This is a genomic window from Paenibacillus sp. FSL R7-0272 (assembly GCF_037969905.1).
GTDB lineage: Bacteria > Bacillota > Bacilli > Paenibacillales > Paenibacillaceae > Paenibacillus > Paenibacillus polysaccharolyticus.
Genome location: NZ_CP150221.1, coordinates 6114234 through 6133579, shown reverse-complemented (window position 1 = coordinate 6133579; position 19346 = coordinate 6114234). Strand labels below are relative to the sequence as shown.

Here is a 19346-nt window from a genome sequence, read left to right as displayed (position 1 = left end):
AGGGGGATCACGACATGATGAAATGGATGAAAGTCACGTTTGGAGCACTGGGGGCAGCTGCGTTATTGACCACTGTTGCCTGTGGAAGCACCACAGAGCCGTCTGGCAATATACAAGGTGCAAAAACAGGTACAGATATTACCGTAAAAGATAACACGAACACGTCCGTTTACCAGAATTTCAAACTTGAGAAAATAGATAAACTGCCTAATATGCGCGGAATCGCTTGGTTGAGCGAGAGTTCGATTGTGACAGATAAAGAAAACACGTCCATGAAACCTGTTAGTGTAGAGGGAGAGGAACGTTATCCGCACAACCTGTACATGGTTGATCTGACGAAAGGCACAGATACACCGCTTATAGAGAGCGAGGTTAACCTGGGGGCACCGCAGGTATCGCCGGATGGGCAGCATCTGTTCTACTGGCAGACGGAGGAAACGACAGGCTGGCCTTTCATTCTGAACCTGAAGAGCGGAGAAGCGGTTGCTGCGGGTAAAGAGGATGGATTTGTTCAGGAAGGTGCCTGGCTCGATAATGAACATGTTGTTTTTTCCAATATGAAAGGAGATCTGATCTCGGCTGCACTGGACGGCACCACTAAAGTATTGGTAGAGACAGGTAACTTTAATGTGCGCAGTATCAAGGTGTCGGGCAACATGATCTACTACATTACCGGAGAAGACGGTCAACTGAACACCTATGATACGAAGACGGGCGAAGCCAAACAGGTGCTCAAAAGCGTGGAGTGGGTTATCCCTTCGAACGACGGAACGAGGCTTGCGATTGTAAAAAGAACAGCGGATACCAAACGGGCGCTGGTGCTAACCGATCTGGAAGGCAATGAGAAGGCCACACTCGCCAGAGGCACACAGATTTTTGGCACAAGCTGGTCGGGTGACGACTCCAAGATCGCGTACACGATTAATTCCGATAAGGATAACGAAAAAGGATTGTTTGTTTCCAACACCGAATCTGCAGAGCAATTCCAGATTTCCGCAGAGATGGACAATGTCTCTGATTCGTTAGCCTGGAGCCCGCAGGGGAATAAAATTTTGCTATCTCAATCGGTGATGGAGAATGAGAAGTATCACTTTGTGACCTCGGTCATTACGATTTCGGAATAGTTGCCCAATCAAAGGATAGTGGCGGCATGGAAGGCGTGTTCCATATCTTTCATGCCTTTCTATACATTTATATTGACTAAGTCCTTCCGCTTCCGATAAACTAGTATGCAGGAATATAAAGTCGAATGGTTAGACAGCAGTTCGAGACGATGTTTCGGGCGGCTGTTTCTTTTCTTTTTCTGCAAGTCAGGGTGCAATGTAGGTGGCTCGCCGGAGGAACCGGCCAACAACATGGAAGAGGAACAGGTGATATACATGTGTAACAGCGCGTATCGCGTGCTTTTATATTATAAGTTCGTGAAGATCGAAGACCCCGAGACGTTAACGCAGGAGCATTTGCAATACTGCAAGGACCTGGGGGTGAAAGGCCGTATTCTGATTGCTTCCGAAGGCATCAATGGCACAGTATCAGGAACACCGGAGCAGACAGAGCAATATATGAAGGACATGCATGCCAACCCGCTGTTCAAGGATATGGTGTTTAAGATTGATGATGTGGAAGAGCATGCGTTCAAAAAAATCTTTGTGCGTCACAAAGCAGAACTGGTGACTTTCCGCGTAGACGATGAACTTGATCCGAATGAGATCAGCGGTAAACGCCTCTCACCGAAGGAATTCCACGAGCATTTGCAACGGGATGACGTTATCGTCATTGATGGACGCAATGATTATGAGTATGAAATCGGTCATTTCCGCGGCGCTATCCGCCCGGATGTCGAATCATTCCGTGAATTCCCCGAGTGGATTCGCGAGAATCTCGGCGATATGAAGGACAAAACAATCATTACGTACTGCACAGGCGGTATCCGCTGTGAGAAGCTGACCGGGTTTATGATCAAAGAAGGTTTCCAGGATGTTGCCCAACTGGAAGGCGGAATTGTAACTTACGGGAAAGACCCTGAGGTGCAAGGGCGCCTGTTTGATGGAAAATGTTATGTATTTGACGAGCGGATTTCCGTACCGATCAACCGTACCGATGAGGATATTGTTATCGCCAGCTGTTATCACTGTGGTACGACACATGACCGATATATTAATTGTCCGACCTGCAACCTGCAGCATGTCTGCTGTGAGGATTGCGAAGAGACGCATAACCGCTTTTGCTCGGATGCTTGCCGGGAGGCAGCGCCCGTACAGGCATAAGCAGGAGAGCAGGTGCTGAACATGAAGCGTGAAGAAGAACGTACAACGCGTGAACGAATTCTGTTCATGCTGAAGCAGCAAGGAACGATGACGGCTCGTGAAATCACGGCGGAACTGGGGCTGACCGGAATGGCGATTCGCCGCCATCTGACAGCGCTGGAGCAGGAAGGCTGGATCGAGGTGCGTGAAGCTCGTGCAACAGCAGGGCGTCCCTCCTCGGTATATCATCTGACGGATCAAGGAGACAATTATTTCCCGAAGTCGTACTCTTCTCTAACGCTGGAACTGCTTGATGAACTGTCTGATACGGCAGGCAGTGGAGTCGTGGATGCCCTTTTCGAAGGTCGCCGTGACAAGTTGCTTCGCAGCGGCTTGCCGCAGATGGAGGGTTATGACCTTGCCGGACGAGTCGAGGAACTGGCACGAATCCAGAATGCCAACGGGTATATGGCTGATGCATCTATCGAAGAGGATGGTACGTATGTCATCACCGAACTGAACTGCCCAATCGTGCAGGTTGCGAGTGTGTACAAGCAGGCTTGTCGTTGTGAGCTGGAGCTATTTCGATCCCTATTGCAAGCGGACGTCGAGCGCACTGAATGTTATGCTGATGGCGGCAAGAAGTGCAAGTACCAGATTCGTGAAGTATCGGGGAAGTTATCATAGCCGGTCATTTATAAGATTGTTTCGAATTGTCGAAGCAGTCTTTTTTTTTATCTAAAAAAACATTTGTACGTAATTTTTATACACGTTTATTCGCTCTGATATGAATAAACACACCCATATCTCATTATGAACATATGTGAGTTAAATTACTTGTTATATGAATTCTGATCCAAATTTTTTTTAAGAAGCGGTATTTTTCGGATTAAAAACACTCGTGATTATACCGATATATATCATATAAAAATTATAGCTTCTAAAAAAAAGGGGATAGGTCATGGCTCGGAAAAAATCAGGTTTTCTTCGTTCAATACTCACATTTTGTTCATTAAGGCAAACGGCAGGACAAATCATGCTGTCTTCACTGATCATCGTTATTGTCTGTGTTGCGGTCCTTTCAGTTACCTTCTATGTTCCTACATCGAATCAGGTCAAAAGTTATTCAACGAAACAGCTCGTATTGGATACGAAATTGCTGGCCAAAGAAATGGATATCAAAATGAAAGAGCAACAAACTATCGTTAGAATGATTGCCGAGCAAGGTGCATCAATTGGAGACAATAAAGAGCAACAGATGCAATTTCTCTCCAGTTTAAAAGAACAACATCCGGAGTTTACTACGGTTCTCTATTCACCGGATGTAACAGGACAGTCTGCGATGGACGCGACAGGTAAAGAATATGACTTATCGAGCCGGCCTTATGTAAAAGAAATTCAGGCGGGTCGTCCGTATGTCTCTGAACCGTTGATTTCTGTAGTAGATAATAAACTTGGCGTTGCCATTGGGTCGCCGATTATGAAAGATGGTCAACCGGTTGGTTTCTATACAGCTGGATATCAGATTAATGAATTGGTCGAAGATGTAATTGCATTTAAGCACGGCAACACGGGACAAGCAGTGTTGACTACAGCGAGTGGAATCTTTATCTATTCTCCAGATGAGACGAAGATTATGAATAGTAATATTACGGATATGGGTAACACCCATATGAATGAAGCATTTGCTGAAGCGGTAAAAGGCAATTATCTTGCATTTGATTTTCAAATAGATGGTGTTAAAAGATTGGGATACATGACTCAAACAGAACTGAACTGGCTTGTTGTTACATATATGGATGAGAGTGAATTTTCAAAACCGGTTAATGATCTGCTCGTACTTGTACTAACTGTAGGAATCATCATCGTTGCGGCAGCATTGTTACTCAGTATTTTAATCGCGACAAAAATTGTAAAGCCCATTCGTCAACTCACACACGGGATTGATCTACTGGCACAAGGCGATCTGACGTATCGCATTCCTGTAAAAGGGAAAACGGATATTACCGCAGCTCTGCATTCATTTAATAGATCCAGTGAGCAACTACATCAGTTGATGACGAATGTTTCGGATCTCTCCGGACAATTAACCGATTCTGCCAAACAGTTAGCCGTAGGTGCTGAGCAAGGTTCCAATGCATCACAGAGCATTACGGAGGCTATTATGGTGGTTGCTGAGGGCTCGGAGCGTCAAACGTCGAGCGTACAAGATGGTAGCGATGTAGCGGAAAATATTGCGATGCAGATTAATGGTGTCGCAGAACATAGCTCTCATGTATCTACCGTTGCTTCGGAAGCGAATGTACTCGCGACGGATGGATCTACAGCGATGCATGATCTGGGTAGGAAGATGGATGAGATGGAGTATGGAATTCGTGAGTTGTCCGGTACGATTCAAAACCTCAGCAGTTTGTCCACCTCTATTGGTGAGGTTGTAGGTGTAATCAGCAACATCGCCCGGCAAACGAATATCCTCTCTCTGAATGCGGCAATTGAAGCATCACGTTCTGGTGAGGCTGGCCGGGGATTTGCCGTCGTGGCCGATGAAGTTCGTAATCTTGCCGGACAGTCGATTGCATCCGCAGAGCAGATTGCTGGATTTATTGGGCGCATTCAGGTGGAGATTGAGCGTACACTTCGTGCTTCTGAGCAGACCGTTGAGCAGGCTGCTCAAGGCAAACAGGCGGGCGAAGTGGCAAGTGAGCTGTTTACGAATATTCGCTCGTCCGTGGAACAGGTCGCTGACAGTATCCGTAGTGTGACAGCGGCGGCAGAGGAGATTGTCTCTGGAACGGGAAGCCTGGTGGGTTCTATTCGCCTCATTGCTGATTCGGCTAGCGAGACAGCAGCAGAGACTGAAAATGTCTCCGCAGCGGCACAGCAACAAATGGCTTCTATGGAGGAAGTCGCTTCCTCATCAGCGGAACTTGCTAATATGTCAGAGCAACTGCGGTCACAGATTGAGAAATTTAAATTGTAGATCGATATAACGTATTAGATCGATGCTTATGGATTAAAGTAGATATAAAAAAAGAGGCAACCCATTATTTGGGGTTGTCTTTTTTTGATAATGTAAAGTTTTCTATCACGAATCTGAGTGAAACGAAAATGGAAGCGGTTCAACCATTGACGGAAGTCAGGATGCACTTTAATATTAGGAAAACAATAAAAGAGCATCACGGCATGGACTTCAGTCGCATGCCAAAAGTCTAGATTTGTCTGCTTTTGTCGATCAAAGCAACAATGCGTTGAAGCGTTTGTTTTGTCCCGCTCTATCGTATCCGAGGGGATACAAGATGGAGTGTAACCGGAAGACCACATTTTAACATTTGGAGAGGGGTTCTTACAGATGAAAAAGAAGTTTTGGATGTCACTAATGATGGCTGCTTCGATGATCGTAGCGGCGGGTTGCGGAAATAACAGTGGTGCAGGCTCGGAGTCCAAAGGTTCAGACAGCACAACAGGGGGCGGAAGTGCAGAAAAATCATATCAAATTGCCATCTCCCAGATTGTTGAACATCCATCGCTGGATGCTACACGTGAAGGTTTCATCGCTGCTCTGAAGGATGCCGGCATTGAAGAGAACAAAAACCTCAAGATTGATTATAACAATGCGCAAGGGGATTCCACGAACAACTTGTCTATTGCCCAGAAAATTGCCGGTGATTCCAAAAACGACCTCGTGCTCGGGATTGCGACGCCATCTGCATTAGCTCTTGCGCAACAAGTGAAGGACAAGCCACTCTTGTTTGCCGCTGTGACGGACCCGTTGGGTGCGAAACTCGTGAGTGATATGGACAAACCGGGCGGCAACGTAACCGGTGCGTCGGATACGAATCCAGAGGCAATCGTGCAATTGGCTGATTTTATTGCTAAAAATCTGCCAGATGTAAAAACAGTAGGACTCGTCATTAATGAAGGTGAGCCGAATGCAGTTGTTATGGCAAATAATGCAGAGAAGGCTCTTGCTACACATAATATCAAGCTGGTTAAAGCACCAGTAACCAATACATCGGAAGTCAAACAAGCGACAGACTCGCTGGTTGGTAAAGTCGACGCATTTTACATTACACTCGACAACTCTGTTGTAAGTGCTGTAGATACGATCATCCAGACGGCAAACAGCAACAAAATTCCGTTCTTCTCCAGTGATCGGGATACGGTAGAGAAAGGCGCTTTTGCAACCGTAGGATTTAAATATTATGACCACGGCTACCAAGTAGGCGAGATGGCTGCGGACATTTTGAAAAATGGAACCAAACCAGGCGATATGAAAGTGACCGTGCCGGACAAGCTGGATCTGATCCTGAACCTGAAGGCAGCCGAAGCTCAAGGCATCACGGTAACGGATGAGATGAAGGCCGAAGTGAAAGATCAGGCAAACAATATTATCCAATAATGAACCAATGGCCGGATTCATTTATTGATTAGCTGAAAGGTTGACATTATTTCGGCAGACGGAGGCGAGGCGAACGAGCAGGTGGGTTCGCCTCATTCTTTTCCGGTAGAGATAGACAGGGAGGAAGCAGTGTGAGTATAAGTTGGAATTCCATTGAAGGGGCCATTGAACTGGGACTGTTATATGCACTGATGGCACTTGGTGTGTATATAACGTTTCGCATTCTGGATTTCCCCGATCTTACCGTAGACGGAAGTTTTACAACAGGAGGCGCTATTGCGGCGGTCATGATCTCCAATGATTACTCCCCTTGGCTGGCCTGCTTGGCAGCTATGGCTGGCGGCATGATCGCTGGAGCCCTAACGGGTCTGCTGCATACGAAAGGCAAAATTAACGGACTACTGTCCGGGATTCTGATGATGATTGCCCTGTATTCGATCAACATGCGTATTCTTGGCGCACCGAATAAATCGATTATGGGCGTGGAAACGCCATTTTCAGGCGAACATGTCATGATCATTATCATTATTGTTGTGCTGGTATTTAAAATCATGCTCGATCTGTTCATGAAAACAGATATCGGACTCGCGCTTCGCGCTACAGGGGATAACAAACGCATGATTCGCAGCTTTGGCGCGAATACGGATGTAACGACCATTATTGGTGTCAGTCTGTCCAATGGACTGGTAGCCTTGTCTGGTGCGTTTATTGCCCAGCAATCCGGGTTTGCTGATATTACAATGGGCATTGGCATGATCGTCATTGGTCTGGCCTCCGTCATTATTGGCGAAGCGATCCTGGGTGCCAGAACAGTATTCTGGGCGACACTGGCAGCTGTCGTTGGTTCCATTATCTACCGGATTGTGGTTGCACTGGCTTTGCAGGTGGAATGGTTTGATACATCTGATCTGAAGCTGATCACTGCCGTTATCGTTATTATTGCACTCGTCTTCCCGACAATGCAGCGTTCCATGAAACAGCGTAGCCTCGCTCGCAAACGGACCGAAGAGCTGATGCGTTCCGGCGGCCAACAGGCAAAGGGGGGCATGTAGCATGTTAGAGATTACACAAGTCACCAAACTGTTCAACCCGGGCACAACGGATGAGAAAACAGCTCTGGTTGGTGTTAATCTGATTATGAATCCGGGTGATTTTGTAACGGTTATTGGCAGTAACGGCGCCGGGAAATCAACCTTGATGAACATTATCTCAGGTGTGATGAAACCAGATATGGGCGACGTGCTCATCAACGACCGTTCAATCAGAAACTTGCCGGAGCATAAACGTAGTAGTTGGATCGGTCGTGTCTTTCAGGACCCCATGGCTGGAACCGCCCCGCATATGTCCATTGAAGAGAATATGGCAATGGCGTACAAACGCGGCAAGGGACGCGGACTTGGTTTTGGTGTGACCCGTGCGAGACGTGAAATCTTTAACGCGCAGCTGGAGAAACTGGGAATCGGGCTGGAGAAACGCCCGAATGCGAAGGTGGGTCTTTTGTCGGGCGGTGAGCGCCAGGCGCTCAGCTTGTTGATGGCAACCTTCACTCAGCCGCAGATTCTGCTGTTGGATGAACACACAGCTGCGCTTGACCCATCTCGCGCAGAGCTGATTACCGAACTGACAGAGACCCTTGTCCGCGAGATGAGACTTACCACGTTGATGGTAACGCACAATATGGAACAGGCCATTCGTCTAGGCAACCGCCTGATTATGATGGACAAAGGACGAATCATCCTCGATGTCAGTGAAGAGCGTAAGCGCACACTTACGGTGCCGGAACTGCTCGGTGAATTCGAGCGGATCAGCGGCAAAAAAATGGCGGATGACCGCGTGGTATTGGGATAAGGTTGAATTCATGTGAAGTCACATCCACAACTATCGCTTGAGAAACAGGGCCCTTTGCGTTATCGCAAGGGGCTTTTTTTATGGTATCTTGAAGAGGTGTGAGTTGGAAAATACTTGAGAGATACATAGATACATTAGAAAAAAGATAAAGTAGATTGCTGATCTGCGTATGGCATATATGAGGGCACACAAGGGAGGAACGAGAATGTCTCTTCAATTTGATGAGGGAACCTATACGGTATCTCAGCAAATGGATTCGATTCGCTTGCTGGCGAAGGAGTTTGCGCTTTTGCATTTTCTGTACGAAAACAAAGATAAGGCCTTCACACGTAGTCAACTGCTGGATCGAGTATGGCCGCTAGAATATCCGGTGGAGCGCACCGTAGATGATCACATCTATCGTCTCCGTAAGAAGTTGAAGCGCTGGGATGAAGTCAGTCTGGATACGGTTCGTGGTTATGGATATCGGCTTGCTTTACGGGAGAATAGGGCCGTGTTGCCCCCGAATCCGTCTATCCATGATCCCGAGATGCAGGAAGTTGTGCATGGACTGCTTCGGAAATATCATCTGTTCGGCCAGGGGAATTCAATCCAGATGCTGATTCGTCAACAAGAGGCACTCGGCGTACGAATAGAACCGTATTATCAGTTGTACCTGCATTTCATACAGGGAGATCTGGATTGGCTAATGAACACAGCGGAGTTTCCCTTGGAGGAGCGTCTGTATTGGCTGCTGATTTATGTCCATGCTCTCGTTGAACCTGCGGAAAGTCTGATGTTGTACAAACAAGCGATTCATTCATCTGTTTTGCCTGCCGAGCACCGCCAGGAATTAAGGATTCTTAATATCATTGATATCTATGCCGAGACGGGTCAGTATCAGGAAGCCAAGAAGCAGTTGAAAGAAACATATCGGGTGATGGAAGCAAATCAGTTAATCTATTTCAAGTTACCTGTGAGTATAACTGCACTGTCTGTTGAACTATGGGGTGGGAGCGGTGAGGCCGTTGAGGAACAGATGGCCGTTCTGCGCACGCAATTAAAAGACGCTCCTTATCTGCGGGAGATCGGCCGTTTCCAGGTGATGGAGGGCTTATGGCTACTGCGGCAGGGACGGGTGCGAGAAGCTGAACTGCGAATGGATGACGGTCTGGAAGTATTGAAAATGTCGCTCCATGCACCGCTTTATCTTAATTCAGCGTATCAAATTCTCCTGTTCATGGATCATCACCGAGTTGAAGGGAGACTCCGCAATAAATACCAACAGATTTATACAGAAATCAGTAAATCCTATGGCGTGTCCGTATACGGGCAGCAGATCGTGAAGACGATCCGTCACTTTTTATTCGCTAATTCCTTATCCTCTGATCTTCCTCTGACATAGCTCGCCTAAGATTACAGCTAAGGACATCATGTTCGCAAAACCGCTGTAATCAAGGGAGGAAGTACATGTATGACAGCTAATTCATCAAGAAACGACACATCCGATTCGTCTAAAGCAGGTAATTCATCTGGTGAATCTGCTGCAAAAACCTCAAAAAGCCTCTGGACTAATCTTAAGTTTGTGCGTCTGTTTGTTGCTTACGCACTCGCCACCTTTGGCGATTGGTTCGATGCGCTCGCAATTCAAATCATGGTGGCTTACCGATGGGGAGCCGATCCGTTGATTATCGCGCTGATCCCTGTCTGTATGGCTGTACCAGGTATCTTATTTGGGTCGGTAGCTGGTGCTCTCGCTGATCGACTGCATAAAGTGAGAATTATGATTCTCTGTGATGGCATTACCATTGCGCTAACGGTGGGCATTTTATTCGCACCAAGCCCGGCATGGCTACTGCCACTTCTGGCTCTGCGTGCGATGATGAGTGTGTTTCACGTTCCTGCCCAGCAGGCATTGACACGACAGATCGTGGCAGAGGAGCAGTTGTTCCAAGCCTCGTCACTGAACGGGTTTGTGAATCAGTGTGCCAAGATAGCAGGCCCCCTTCTGGGTGCAGTTGTATTGGCCTTTTTCTCTCCACAAATCTGCATTCTGATCAATGCGAGTGCTCGGCTGTTATCTGGCGCTGTATTATGGCCTTTGCGACGTTTGGTAGAGAAGAAAGAAGCTGTAGTAACCGATGAGCATAACGAAGAGAATCAGAAGGAACCCGAGACTTTCTTCAAGCAGTGGCAACAGGGCTGGAAGTATTTACGCCACACCCACACAGTCAGGAATACCATCGTGTTTGGCTGTCTTGGCCTCATGTCTATTCTAATGGTCGAATATCAATTTACGACCCTGTTTCGGGAAATCAAGCCAGGTAATGAATCTATGCTCGGCTGGCTCGGTTCATCCGTAGGTGCGGGAGCAGTGTTTATCATTTTGCTGTTAAATCGATTGCCGAGATTAGGGTACGGGTGGGGGCTTGGCGGCGGCTACTTTCTCATTGGGGCCGGAATTGCGGGACTCGGCTGGGTTGGTCCGGATACGTCGACGGCATGGATTATTATGTTGGGCCTGTGTACAGGTCTGGGGAATGGACTGTTTATGGTCACGATGAATTATTTGCTGCAAAAAGAGACCTCTCCTGACTATGTAGGACGTGTATTCGGCATTCAAAACTCGTTATACAGCGTTGTGCTGGTCGCTGCCCCACTGGCAGGCGGTGCGATTATCCGCTCGGCGGGACCAAGTCCGACTTTTCAAATGATCGGTCTGGCTACGCTAGCCATTGGTCTGACAGGCATCCTGTTCCAGCGTATGTTGTGGTCGCTTAACAGAAGATCCACTTCGAGTGAAAAGGTGGGATCTGCACAGCAAGGCGTCTCCTAAATTGCTTGTTTGGATCGTTCCATATCCTAACATACGAAATAGCCGCATTCGGCACTCATCCGAATGTGGCTATTTCTGTTCTTTGGCCTGCACAGAGGCACGGCTATAGATTATCACACTTCCCACCAAGTGAAATACGTTGTGGAGGCTAATAAACCGGCAACGGAGAGTGATCCGGTGACGGAAAGATTTATGGCCTGACCGGGAGGAATGACGTATCTGCCAAACTCATTTGATTGGAATGGGCCAACTTGCAGAGGCATGGACATGATAGCGGTAGCACCGGATGGGGCTGCTGTAGAAAATCGAACAAGAGCAACACTTGTGTTACTGCTGGACAGATTACTGTTTACGGCTGTAAGTGTGCTTGGCGATGAGAGTGTACCGTTTGCAGTCAGGGTCAACGTGCCGCTGAACGAGGACAGCAGATTGAGCGCAACAGTAATTCCACCAGACAAACGGGAAACATACAATGTTCTGCCGCTTCCGGTTGGATTGGCGAGTTGCAAAGTGGCCGTTACGCTCCCTCCAAGCAACCCCAGTGTGGTGGAGTTAGTGGAACCTGCATTGTACAGGTTACCTGTGCTGCCCGCACTATTCTCGGGTGGGGCAACAATACCGGGCGAGATATATGTGTTGGTATTCGACGTATAGACGGGGCGATTTAATGGATTAAACACATTATTATTTGGCACGTTGTGCACCACCTTTGATCTAAAATCTGGTTAGAATTCCCACCAAAACAGGTTTATTGCTCCCGTCTGATTACCAATGCCCAAACTAATGGATAACGATTGTCCTGGGGGAACAACAATGGAGCCATTCAAATCCAAAGCATATAGGCCTGCGGTGAGCGGGATACTGAGCAGGCTTGTGAAGGTTCCGCCAAGTGTGCCTGTGTTCTGCCTTGTTGTTACGATGCTGGTATTGGCATTGCCAAGCAGTGTATTGACAGGCGCGGGTGTGCTGCCGACAGTCACGGTTCCACCGGAATAGACCACAAGTGTAGCTGTTGCTGTTGTGCCCCCTGAGAGGCTCGCAATGCGTATCGTTCTGCCGCTACCTGCTGCGTTCAAAATTTGCAGAAGTAGATTTTGGTTGGAGGGGATCAATGTATTGTTCGTGGTCAGGGCGAAAAAGCTGCCTGCCGCAGCCGCACCGGTGTCTGGAGCTGCTCCGATTCCCGGGGCCGCAAATGTGTTGGTCAGCTGTGTAAATAAAGGGCCATTGGACTGGTTGAACACATTCGTATTGGTCATCCCGCTTGACCTCCTCTGAACCATGGAATAGATGGAAAAAAGCCTATAGCCTGCGTTTTTTCGCCTGTCCTCATTACTAGCATGATATGTAGAAGCAAGAGAAAGCGTTTGGGGATTACATCCGAATTCCCAAATAACGGCGGATGCCGTGCCCGTATTTTCCTTCCGGGCATACGATGCGTAAGCACATTTTTTAAGGGGAAATCGAGATGAGTCGAACAGCCAAGCGAAGCAGGAAGAGAACGAAACCCTCAGCCAAGCAGACGATGAAACCAAAAACTAAATATGTCAGCCGCCACCCATCCCGTTGTTCTCGCCGCGCCAAACTGCTGAAGCCCCCTTGTTCCCGGATTACCCGTCCTAGGTTCAAACAGGGTGCTTTCTCACGCACGAAACTCCCTGGTGCTACTCACTGTTTTACAGAGCATACCTACACTGGAGCAGAGACAGGTCAGGGTGAACATGCCCTCCCGCCGCAGGATACCTCATCTCTGAGCATGTACAGTTATGGCGTGGTGAATCGCGGAAAACATCCAGCTATCGTTCAAGTTCAGGTCAGTCCGAATGCCGTAGATTATGCAGTGGATAGTCAGGAAGTCATTGAGGGGGGACAGACGAAGGCGCTGGTTCCCTTGCGATTTCTACACTATACCCGGCTTGTGCTCCTGCCTGTAGATCCGGCTCAGCCTACTCGGCTTGATGTATATTTTCAGGCACAGCGTATGCTCGTAAGGTAGTTTCATTACCCAGATTGTCCAGGGAGGAGGACGAGGCTTATGCCTAACTTTACAACGTTTAATACGAATCCGGATAACTTGAGAACACTGATTTTTGGTCAGGATAGTACAGGTACGGCTCAGCCCGTCAGAACGGATACAAGCGGGAATGTGGTAGGTATCATTCTAGACGGGACGATCAGCAACATTTCAGGTCTGACCACGGTTACCATTAACGCGGGTACAATCACCAACATTCTGAACGGTACCATCACGAACGTACTCGGCGCGACGATTACAGCTGGAACGATCACAAGTGTGCTGGGTGCCACAGTAACAGCGGGGACCCTGACCAACTTGCTAAACGGTACCATCACGAGTGTCCTCGGTGCAACAATCACTGCCGGAACATTAACTAATCTGTTGAACGGTACAATTACCAGTGTGCTCGGAGCAACGATCACCGCAGGAACAATTAACAGCGTACTCGGTGCAACCATCACGGCTGGAACGCTGACCAACTTGCTGAATGGTACGATCACGAACGTGCTCGGCGCGACGATTACAGCTGGGACAATCACCAGTGTCCTGGGCGCGACGGTGACTGCTGGGACCCTGACGAACTTGCTAAACGGTACGATAACCAATGTGCTTGGAGCAACGATCACGGCGGGAACCATTACGAGTGTACTGGGTGCTACGATTACCGCCGGAACGATTACCAGTGTGCTCGGAGCAACGTTGACGGCAGGTACCTTAACGAACCTGTTAAATGGTACGCTCACCAGTGTACTGGGCGCGACCATTACCGCAGGTACGTTAACGAACTTGTTGAACGGAACGATTACGAATGTCCTCGGAGCAACGATCACAGCAGGTACAATTACGAGTGTGCTTGGAGCAACCATCACGGCCGGAACGATTACCGGTGTGCTTGGTGCTACCTTGACGGCCGGAACGCTGACGAACCTGCTAAACGGAACGATCACCAGCGTTCTCGGTGCCACTGTGACGGCTGGCACATTGACGAACTTGCTGAATGGTACCCTCACAAGTGTTCTCGGTGCCACGATCACAGCCGGAACGTTAACCAACTTGTTGAACGGGACCATTACCAGCGTGCTTGGCGCAACGATTACGGCCGGTACACTTAGCAGCGTAACCTCTATCTCGCAAAAAAGTTTTCAGGAGAACCAACTTGTCGGCACACCGACTGCTAACACATTCACACCGCTGCCTGCTGTGACCACGAGTGTATTCGGCACATACTCCTTTTTCGTGTATAACAGGGGACCAGGTGTGAACAGGGTGGATGCCCAAGTAGAGATCAGTGCGAACGGAACTAACTGGTACACCGATGTGACTACGGTAACAGGGATTCTATCCGGTTCTGTAGATGTTCTGGTACCGCAACGTTTCCTGAAATACACACGTCTTTCTTATCGCTCAAGCTTGATCGGTGCACCAAGCACGATTGATGTGTTCTTCAATGGACAAGGCACATAACCTGCTCTGCTGTCATATAGGTACATGGAGTTCACTTTAGTGGGCTTCATGTATTTTTATGTATTGGAGGTCACTGCGGATGCAGAACCGGTTACTCGGTATTCATATGATTGTGCAAAATGAAGAGCATCACCTGCCCCGCTGTCTGGACAGCTTGAAGCAAGCGGGTTCGGAATGGTTCATTACGGATACAGGTTCGTTCGATCAGACACCTGATATGGCCAGAACATATGGTGCGACAGTGCTGCACGCCAGTTGGGAAGATGATTTTGCTAAAGCCCGAAATATTAGCCTGCCCCTGGCAACGACCGAATGGATTCTCTGTCTGGATGCCGATGAGTATGTCATCGACGGTCTGGATCAATTGATGTATGTTTTGCCAGGTGTCCATAAGAGCATTACCCGATTGCGTATAACGATCGAAAATCAGTACGGCGAAGGGCCGGAGGATAAGATCCTGTCCCATCCGGTACGGCTGTTCCGGGCTCATCACGGTTACAGGTATACAGGACGCATTCATGAGCAGTTGTTTCGCCAAAATACGGATTATCAGAGCGATGCCGTTAAACCAAATAAGTCCATAAGTAAGAGCGATATACACTTAGATTCACTGGAAATAAGTACAGTAGATCATTCAGCAGCTGTTGAAGTAGAAATAGATGTAGAAGTCGAAGAAGAGCCGCTTGCTCCTTTGCGTCTGGGGCATGATGGTTATCTCGCTACGGTAATCGCCAAAGGGGATAAGAGCAAGCGTAATTTGCGCCTGATCGAGCGGGAGCTTGCCGATCATCCTGCAGATCCTTTTCACCTGTATAATCTGGGCGTAACACGCTGCCAGTTGGGTGATTTGGAACAGGCGGTGGAGGCATTTCGTGAGTCACTGAAACGGGCCAAATGGCAAGCTCCCTATCGCTCCACCCTTGTGAGAGATTTGGCCAAAGTGCTGGTAGAACTGGAGCGTTACGAAGAAGCACATCTGTTGCTTTCCGCAGAAACTCAACGTTACCCTGCATACGCTGATCTGCATTTGATATACGGTGAAGTGTTGGAGCGACAAGGCTTGCAGGAACGGGCTTATCGTGCCTATGCACGGGCGAGCACCTGTGCCTCCAGTCCAAATGATCACGGAAGGTCTGGTGGCGGTGAAGCCGTGGTCAAAGCTTTTTACGTGACAGAAGCAGGCGCTTGCAGTTACCGGGCATATACATCGATGGCTCGGCTGGCACAGCAACGGGGATTCGGGCAGGAAGCGGTTCGGCTATATGAGCTTGCCCTGGAGCATCTATCTACCTACAGACCGGCTTGGATGGGGCTGGCGGATGCACTGCAACAGCAGGGAGTTTCGGACGAATCCATTGCAGATCGGTTGCTTCATCTAGCTCATCGATTACATCAGATCCATGTAACGACAGATCATGCAGATCAAATGAACCGACCACATCCCTCTTTGGGAAAGGAAACGAAGATTGTGCTGATGCATATGCTCTATGCCCTCGCTAATTGTGGAGCGTATAAACAAGCACTACTTCTTCTGGGTGGTGAGGCATCCCATATTCATATTCCAGTAGGTGATCAACTTCACTGGATGTTGTGTGCAGGCCAAGTTACCGATGCATGGAATCTCGCTCAGAGTAGCTGGGGAGAAGCGGATAGAGAGGATCATAAACGGACCTCTTTCTCGTCTGTCATCACGTCAGGAGTGGAGGATGCTGCTGATATGAGCCTTCAATCGGATGAGCGAAGTGATTGGGCGCTAGCGTGTTGGGCGAGTGGCAGGCGTTTGCCTTCATCTTTCTTCGCTAAAGTATCTCCTCTAGAGAGGGGAATGTGGAAGGTAGCGGACCGATTACTGTTTGAGTATAAGCCTGCAGCTCTATCAGCTAGTTCTTCTATCGCTCCTGTACCTGCTGTACCGGATGGGCAGCTTCTGCAATGGAGTGAACCTGTGCAAATGATCGCAAGGCAGTTAGTGGCTCGTGCGATTCAGAGCGGGCATTTGGTCATCGCACAGCAGTTGCATGAGCGACTGGTTCGTATCATGTCAGATCCTGAGAGGACAGAAACAGAGATTCGGCGAAATTATGCGGGTCTGTTGCACCAGCATGGATACACGATGATTGCCGCCGAGATGCTGATTCAGAGTATGACGGAAGGAGAACTGGATGCGGAAGGGCTGTTCTGTTTGGGAGAAACGCTGTACTCCAAAGGACATTTGGATCAAGCACTGTCGCTCTTGGAACAGGCACTGGAGCAAAAACCGGATTTCAGTGAAGCCCGTGCTGGAGCGGCTATCTGTTACTTGCAGATGGCTCTTGGTTTAATTCGTCAGGAACGGAATCGTTCTTCCGAGGTTAGGGTGCTTGCGGATCAGCAGCTGGCTTTGGAGAAACAGTTGCGAATAGCGGAGGGGATACCTTGGCGGACAGTATATCATGCAAAAGAAAGGAGGAATCATCATGCAGGCACATCAGCATCAGAGACAGCGGAGTCAGGCCGAGCGGATCTCTCTGTGCATGATCGTCAAGGATGAGGAAGAGATGTTGCCACGTTGCCTTGAAAGTGTGCGGGATGTGGTGGATGAGATCATTGTAGTAGATACTGGATCATCTGATCGCAGTGTGGCCATTGCGCGGGAGTATGGCGCGTCGGTGGTTGAGTTTGCGTGGTGCGATGATTTTGCCGCCGCGCGAAATGCTGGCCTGGAGCGGGCTTCCGGCGACTGGATTCTCTTTCTTGATGCGGACGAGGCGCTGGAAGCGACAGCTCGGGAGCAGATCAGGAGCTGGACGGAAGTCAGCGGATGCGACGGATTGTTTCTAAACATTCATAACTATACGGGTTCGGGTCAGCAGGGCGCAACGGTCAATCCGGTGCTACGTTTGTTTCGCAGTCATCCTGAGCATCGGTTCAAAGGTTGCATCCATGAGCAGATTGCGGCGGCGATCTGTGAGCGAAATCCGGAGGCCGCGTTTCATATCACGGACATGGTGATTCACCATTACGGGTATCAGACAGTGGTTGTGGAGCGCAAGGACAAGGTGAATCGCAACGTGCGTTTGCTACAACAGGCGGTGGAAGAAGAGCCAGATCAACCGTTCCATCACTATAACTTGGGCGTGGAGTATTTGCGTGTGGGTGAAGCGGAGCAGGCACTGGAATCGTTCGGTAAAGCCCGGAAGATGATTGATCCTACCGTGACCAGTTATGCGCATTTGCTGTTGAAATACGAAGTCCGCTGTCTGGAGCATTTAGAGCGCTGGCAGGAGGCGCTGGAACTTGTGGACGCGGCGCTGGAACTTTTTCCAGAATACACAGACCTGATGCATCATCGGGCGATATGTGCGGATGCTGTGGGGGATACGGATGCTGCTGAGATGTGGCTTCGTAAAGCCGTTCAGCAGGGGCCACCGCCAGCGATTTTTCACACAGAGGAAGGCATGGGCACATACCAGACATGGTACACGCTGGGCCGCTTGCTGGAAGGAAAGGCCGATCTTGAGGGAGCGGTCGATGCTTATGTGGAAACGGTGCGGGCAAAATCCAGCTTGGTACCGCCACTGTATCGCCTATTTCGAATCATGCGGGTATCCGGGCAGGAGGGGCAGATTCCAGCGGTGATGGAGTCGCGTTTTGCCATGAGCTCGGAGGAAGCTTTATCTAAAGTACTAGGTATTCTGGAACAGTGCCATTGTTACGATGCGGCGCTTGAACTGCTCGGGGAGTTACCGTCTGCTTCTTCCGGCGAGCAACGGGAGAAACGTTCTATAGCTGAGGCTGTTCTGCATGTACAGCGAGGGGACTGGAGTAGCGCGCGTTTGAAACTCGAAACGGTGAAGCGGAAAAAGGGCTCATTTGCACCTATGGCTGCCCGTTGGCTTGAACGTTTGCAATGGCTGAGTGGGAAAGAGGGGCAGGAAATGAAATTCCAGGATGCCTTCACCCGTTGGCTGATGAACGGCTCACAGGTAGGCGAGGGCAGGGAGAGTGCATCTGAGGAAGAGTCAGGGTCTACAGGATGGGGAAAGCTCGCAGTAGAGATGGGGAACAGATCGAACTTGGAGAATGCAGCTACACTTGAGGGTGTGGCGGACGCAGACCATGCAGAGTTGTACGACGGATGGCAAGCACTTGGGCTGATGCTGGAAGGCTGTGTTCAGTCTGGAAGATGGCAGGCGCTGCATGGATTGATTCAACGGGGGAGGCAACTGCTGGATGAAGTGCATGATGCAACTGAAAAAAGACTGGCGAAGGAGAGAAGTCAGGGAGAACAAGTTAAACGGGAGATAATCGATGCCGGAAAGTTGATTCGAGAACCGTTTATAGGAGCTTCGGATACGCTTAGCGGAACGAGCTGGCTAGTTAAAGGACTAATTCGTGCCGCAGATCACCATCTGGCGCAACTGACGTCTGATACGGAACAGGTGGAGCCTGGGAAAAGGCAGCGTCTTTCATACTGGCCTGTCATTCAGCATATTCGGCTGGAGTTGCCTGGAGCAGACGGATTCGAGGGCTGAGTCGGAAGAGCGGCGGACAATACATGGAAGGAAAGGATATGCA

At 49.1% G+C, this 19346-nt stretch carries 15 protein-coding genes; 13 read left to right on the top strand and 2 right to left on the bottom strand.

What is annotated here, in order from left to right; genetic code table 11:
• Positions 1-14 precede the first annotated feature (14 nt).
• From MKY23_RS26830 to MKY23_RS26790, 9 genes are all read left to right on the top strand, one after another.
• Positions 15-1124: a hypothetical protein gene (locus MKY23_RS26830; protein ID WP_339833583.1), complete on the top strand. Its 1110-nt coding sequence runs from the start codon at positions 15-17 to the stop codon at positions 1122-1124.
• Positions 1125-1379: 255 nt separating this feature from the next.
• The gene (locus MKY23_RS26825; RefSeq protein WP_154960536.1) at positions 1380-2267 is read left to right on the top strand and encodes a rhodanese-related sulfurtransferase; all 888 of its coding nucleotides are present in this window, start codon (positions 1380-1382) and stop codon (positions 2265-2267) included.
• Positions 2268-2288: 21 nt separating this feature from the next.
• Positions 2289-2933 (top strand): metalloregulator ArsR/SmtB family transcription factor, encoded by a 645-nt coding sequence (locus tag MKY23_RS26820; RefSeq protein ID WP_339833580.1) that lies wholly within the window; start codon positions 2289-2291, stop codon positions 2931-2933.
• A gap of 274 nt (positions 2934-3207) precedes the next feature.
• The gene (locus tag MKY23_RS26815) at positions 3208-5226 is read left to right on the top strand and encodes a methyl-accepting chemotaxis protein (protein ID WP_339833578.1); all 2019 of its coding nucleotides are present in this window, start codon (positions 3208-3210) and stop codon (positions 5224-5226) included.
• 369 nt (positions 5227-5595) lie between these two features.
• Entirely contained in the window at positions 5596-6645 is a 1050-nt protein-coding gene (locus tag MKY23_RS26810) for an ABC transporter substrate-binding protein (protein ID WP_154890118.1), read from the top strand.
• Positions 6646-6776: 131 nt separating this feature from the next.
• On the top strand, positions 6777-7697 hold the full coding sequence (locus tag MKY23_RS26805; protein ID WP_090921650.1) for an ABC transporter permease: 921 nt from the start codon (positions 6777-6779) through the stop codon (positions 7695-7697).
• Between the two features lies 1 nt (position 7698).
• Positions 7699-8493, top strand: a complete 795-nt coding sequence (locus MKY23_RS26800; RefSeq protein ID WP_090921652.1) for an ATP-binding cassette domain-containing protein — start codon at positions 7699-7701, stop codon at positions 8491-8493.
• A 205-nt stretch (positions 8494-8698) separates the two neighbouring features.
• Positions 8699-9877, top strand: a complete 1179-nt coding sequence (locus MKY23_RS26795; protein ID WP_186809700.1) for a winged helix-turn-helix domain-containing protein — start codon at positions 8699-8701, stop codon at positions 9875-9877.
• Between the two features lie 69 nt (positions 9878-9946).
• Positions 9947-11308, top strand: coding sequence for an MFS transporter (locus MKY23_RS26790; protein ID WP_154890124.1), 1362 nt, complete (start codon positions 9947-9949; stop codon positions 11306-11308).
• Positions 11309-11421: 113 nt separating this feature from the next.
• Here MKY23_RS26790 and MKY23_RS26785 read toward each other — a convergent pair whose 3' ends face one another.
• Entirely contained in the window at positions 11422-12003 is a 582-nt protein-coding gene (locus MKY23_RS26785) for a hypothetical protein (protein ID WP_154890127.1), read from the bottom strand.
• Between the two features lie 30 nt (positions 12004-12033).
• The gene (locus tag MKY23_RS26780) at positions 12034-12567 is read right to left on the bottom strand and encodes a hypothetical protein (protein ID WP_154890129.1); all 534 of its coding nucleotides are present in this window, start codon (positions 12565-12567) and stop codon (positions 12034-12036) included.
• Between the two features lie 266 nt (positions 12568-12833).
• Between MKY23_RS26780 and MKY23_RS26775 the strand changes: the two genes are divergently transcribed.
• The 4 genes from MKY23_RS26775 (at position 12834) to MKY23_RS26760 (ending at position 19303) form a co-directional block, all read left to right on the top strand.
• Positions 12834-13304, top strand: coding sequence for a DUF6385 domain-containing protein (locus MKY23_RS26775; RefSeq protein ID WP_339833565.1), 471 nt, complete (start codon positions 12834-12836; stop codon positions 13302-13304).
• 39 nt (positions 13305-13343) lie between these two features.
• The gene (locus tag MKY23_RS26770) at positions 13344-14789 is read left to right on the top strand and encodes a DUF6385 domain-containing protein (protein WP_339833562.1); all 1446 of its coding nucleotides are present in this window, start codon (positions 13344-13346) and stop codon (positions 14787-14789) included.
• Positions 14790-14868: 79 nt separating this feature from the next.
• Entirely contained in the window at positions 14869-17319 is a 2451-nt protein-coding gene (locus MKY23_RS26765; protein ID WP_339833559.1) for a tetratricopeptide repeat protein, read from the top strand.
• Positions 17246-19303 carry a TPR domain-containing glycosyltransferase gene (locus MKY23_RS26760; protein WP_186809701.1) on the top strand — a complete coding sequence of 686 codons (2058 nt, stop codon included), beginning with the start codon at positions 17246-17248 and terminating at the stop codon, positions 19301-19303. The genes MKY23_RS26765 and MKY23_RS26760 overlap by 74 nt, the downstream gene beginning before the upstream one ends.
• The last annotated feature ends 43 nt before the right edge of the window (positions 19304-19346 follow it).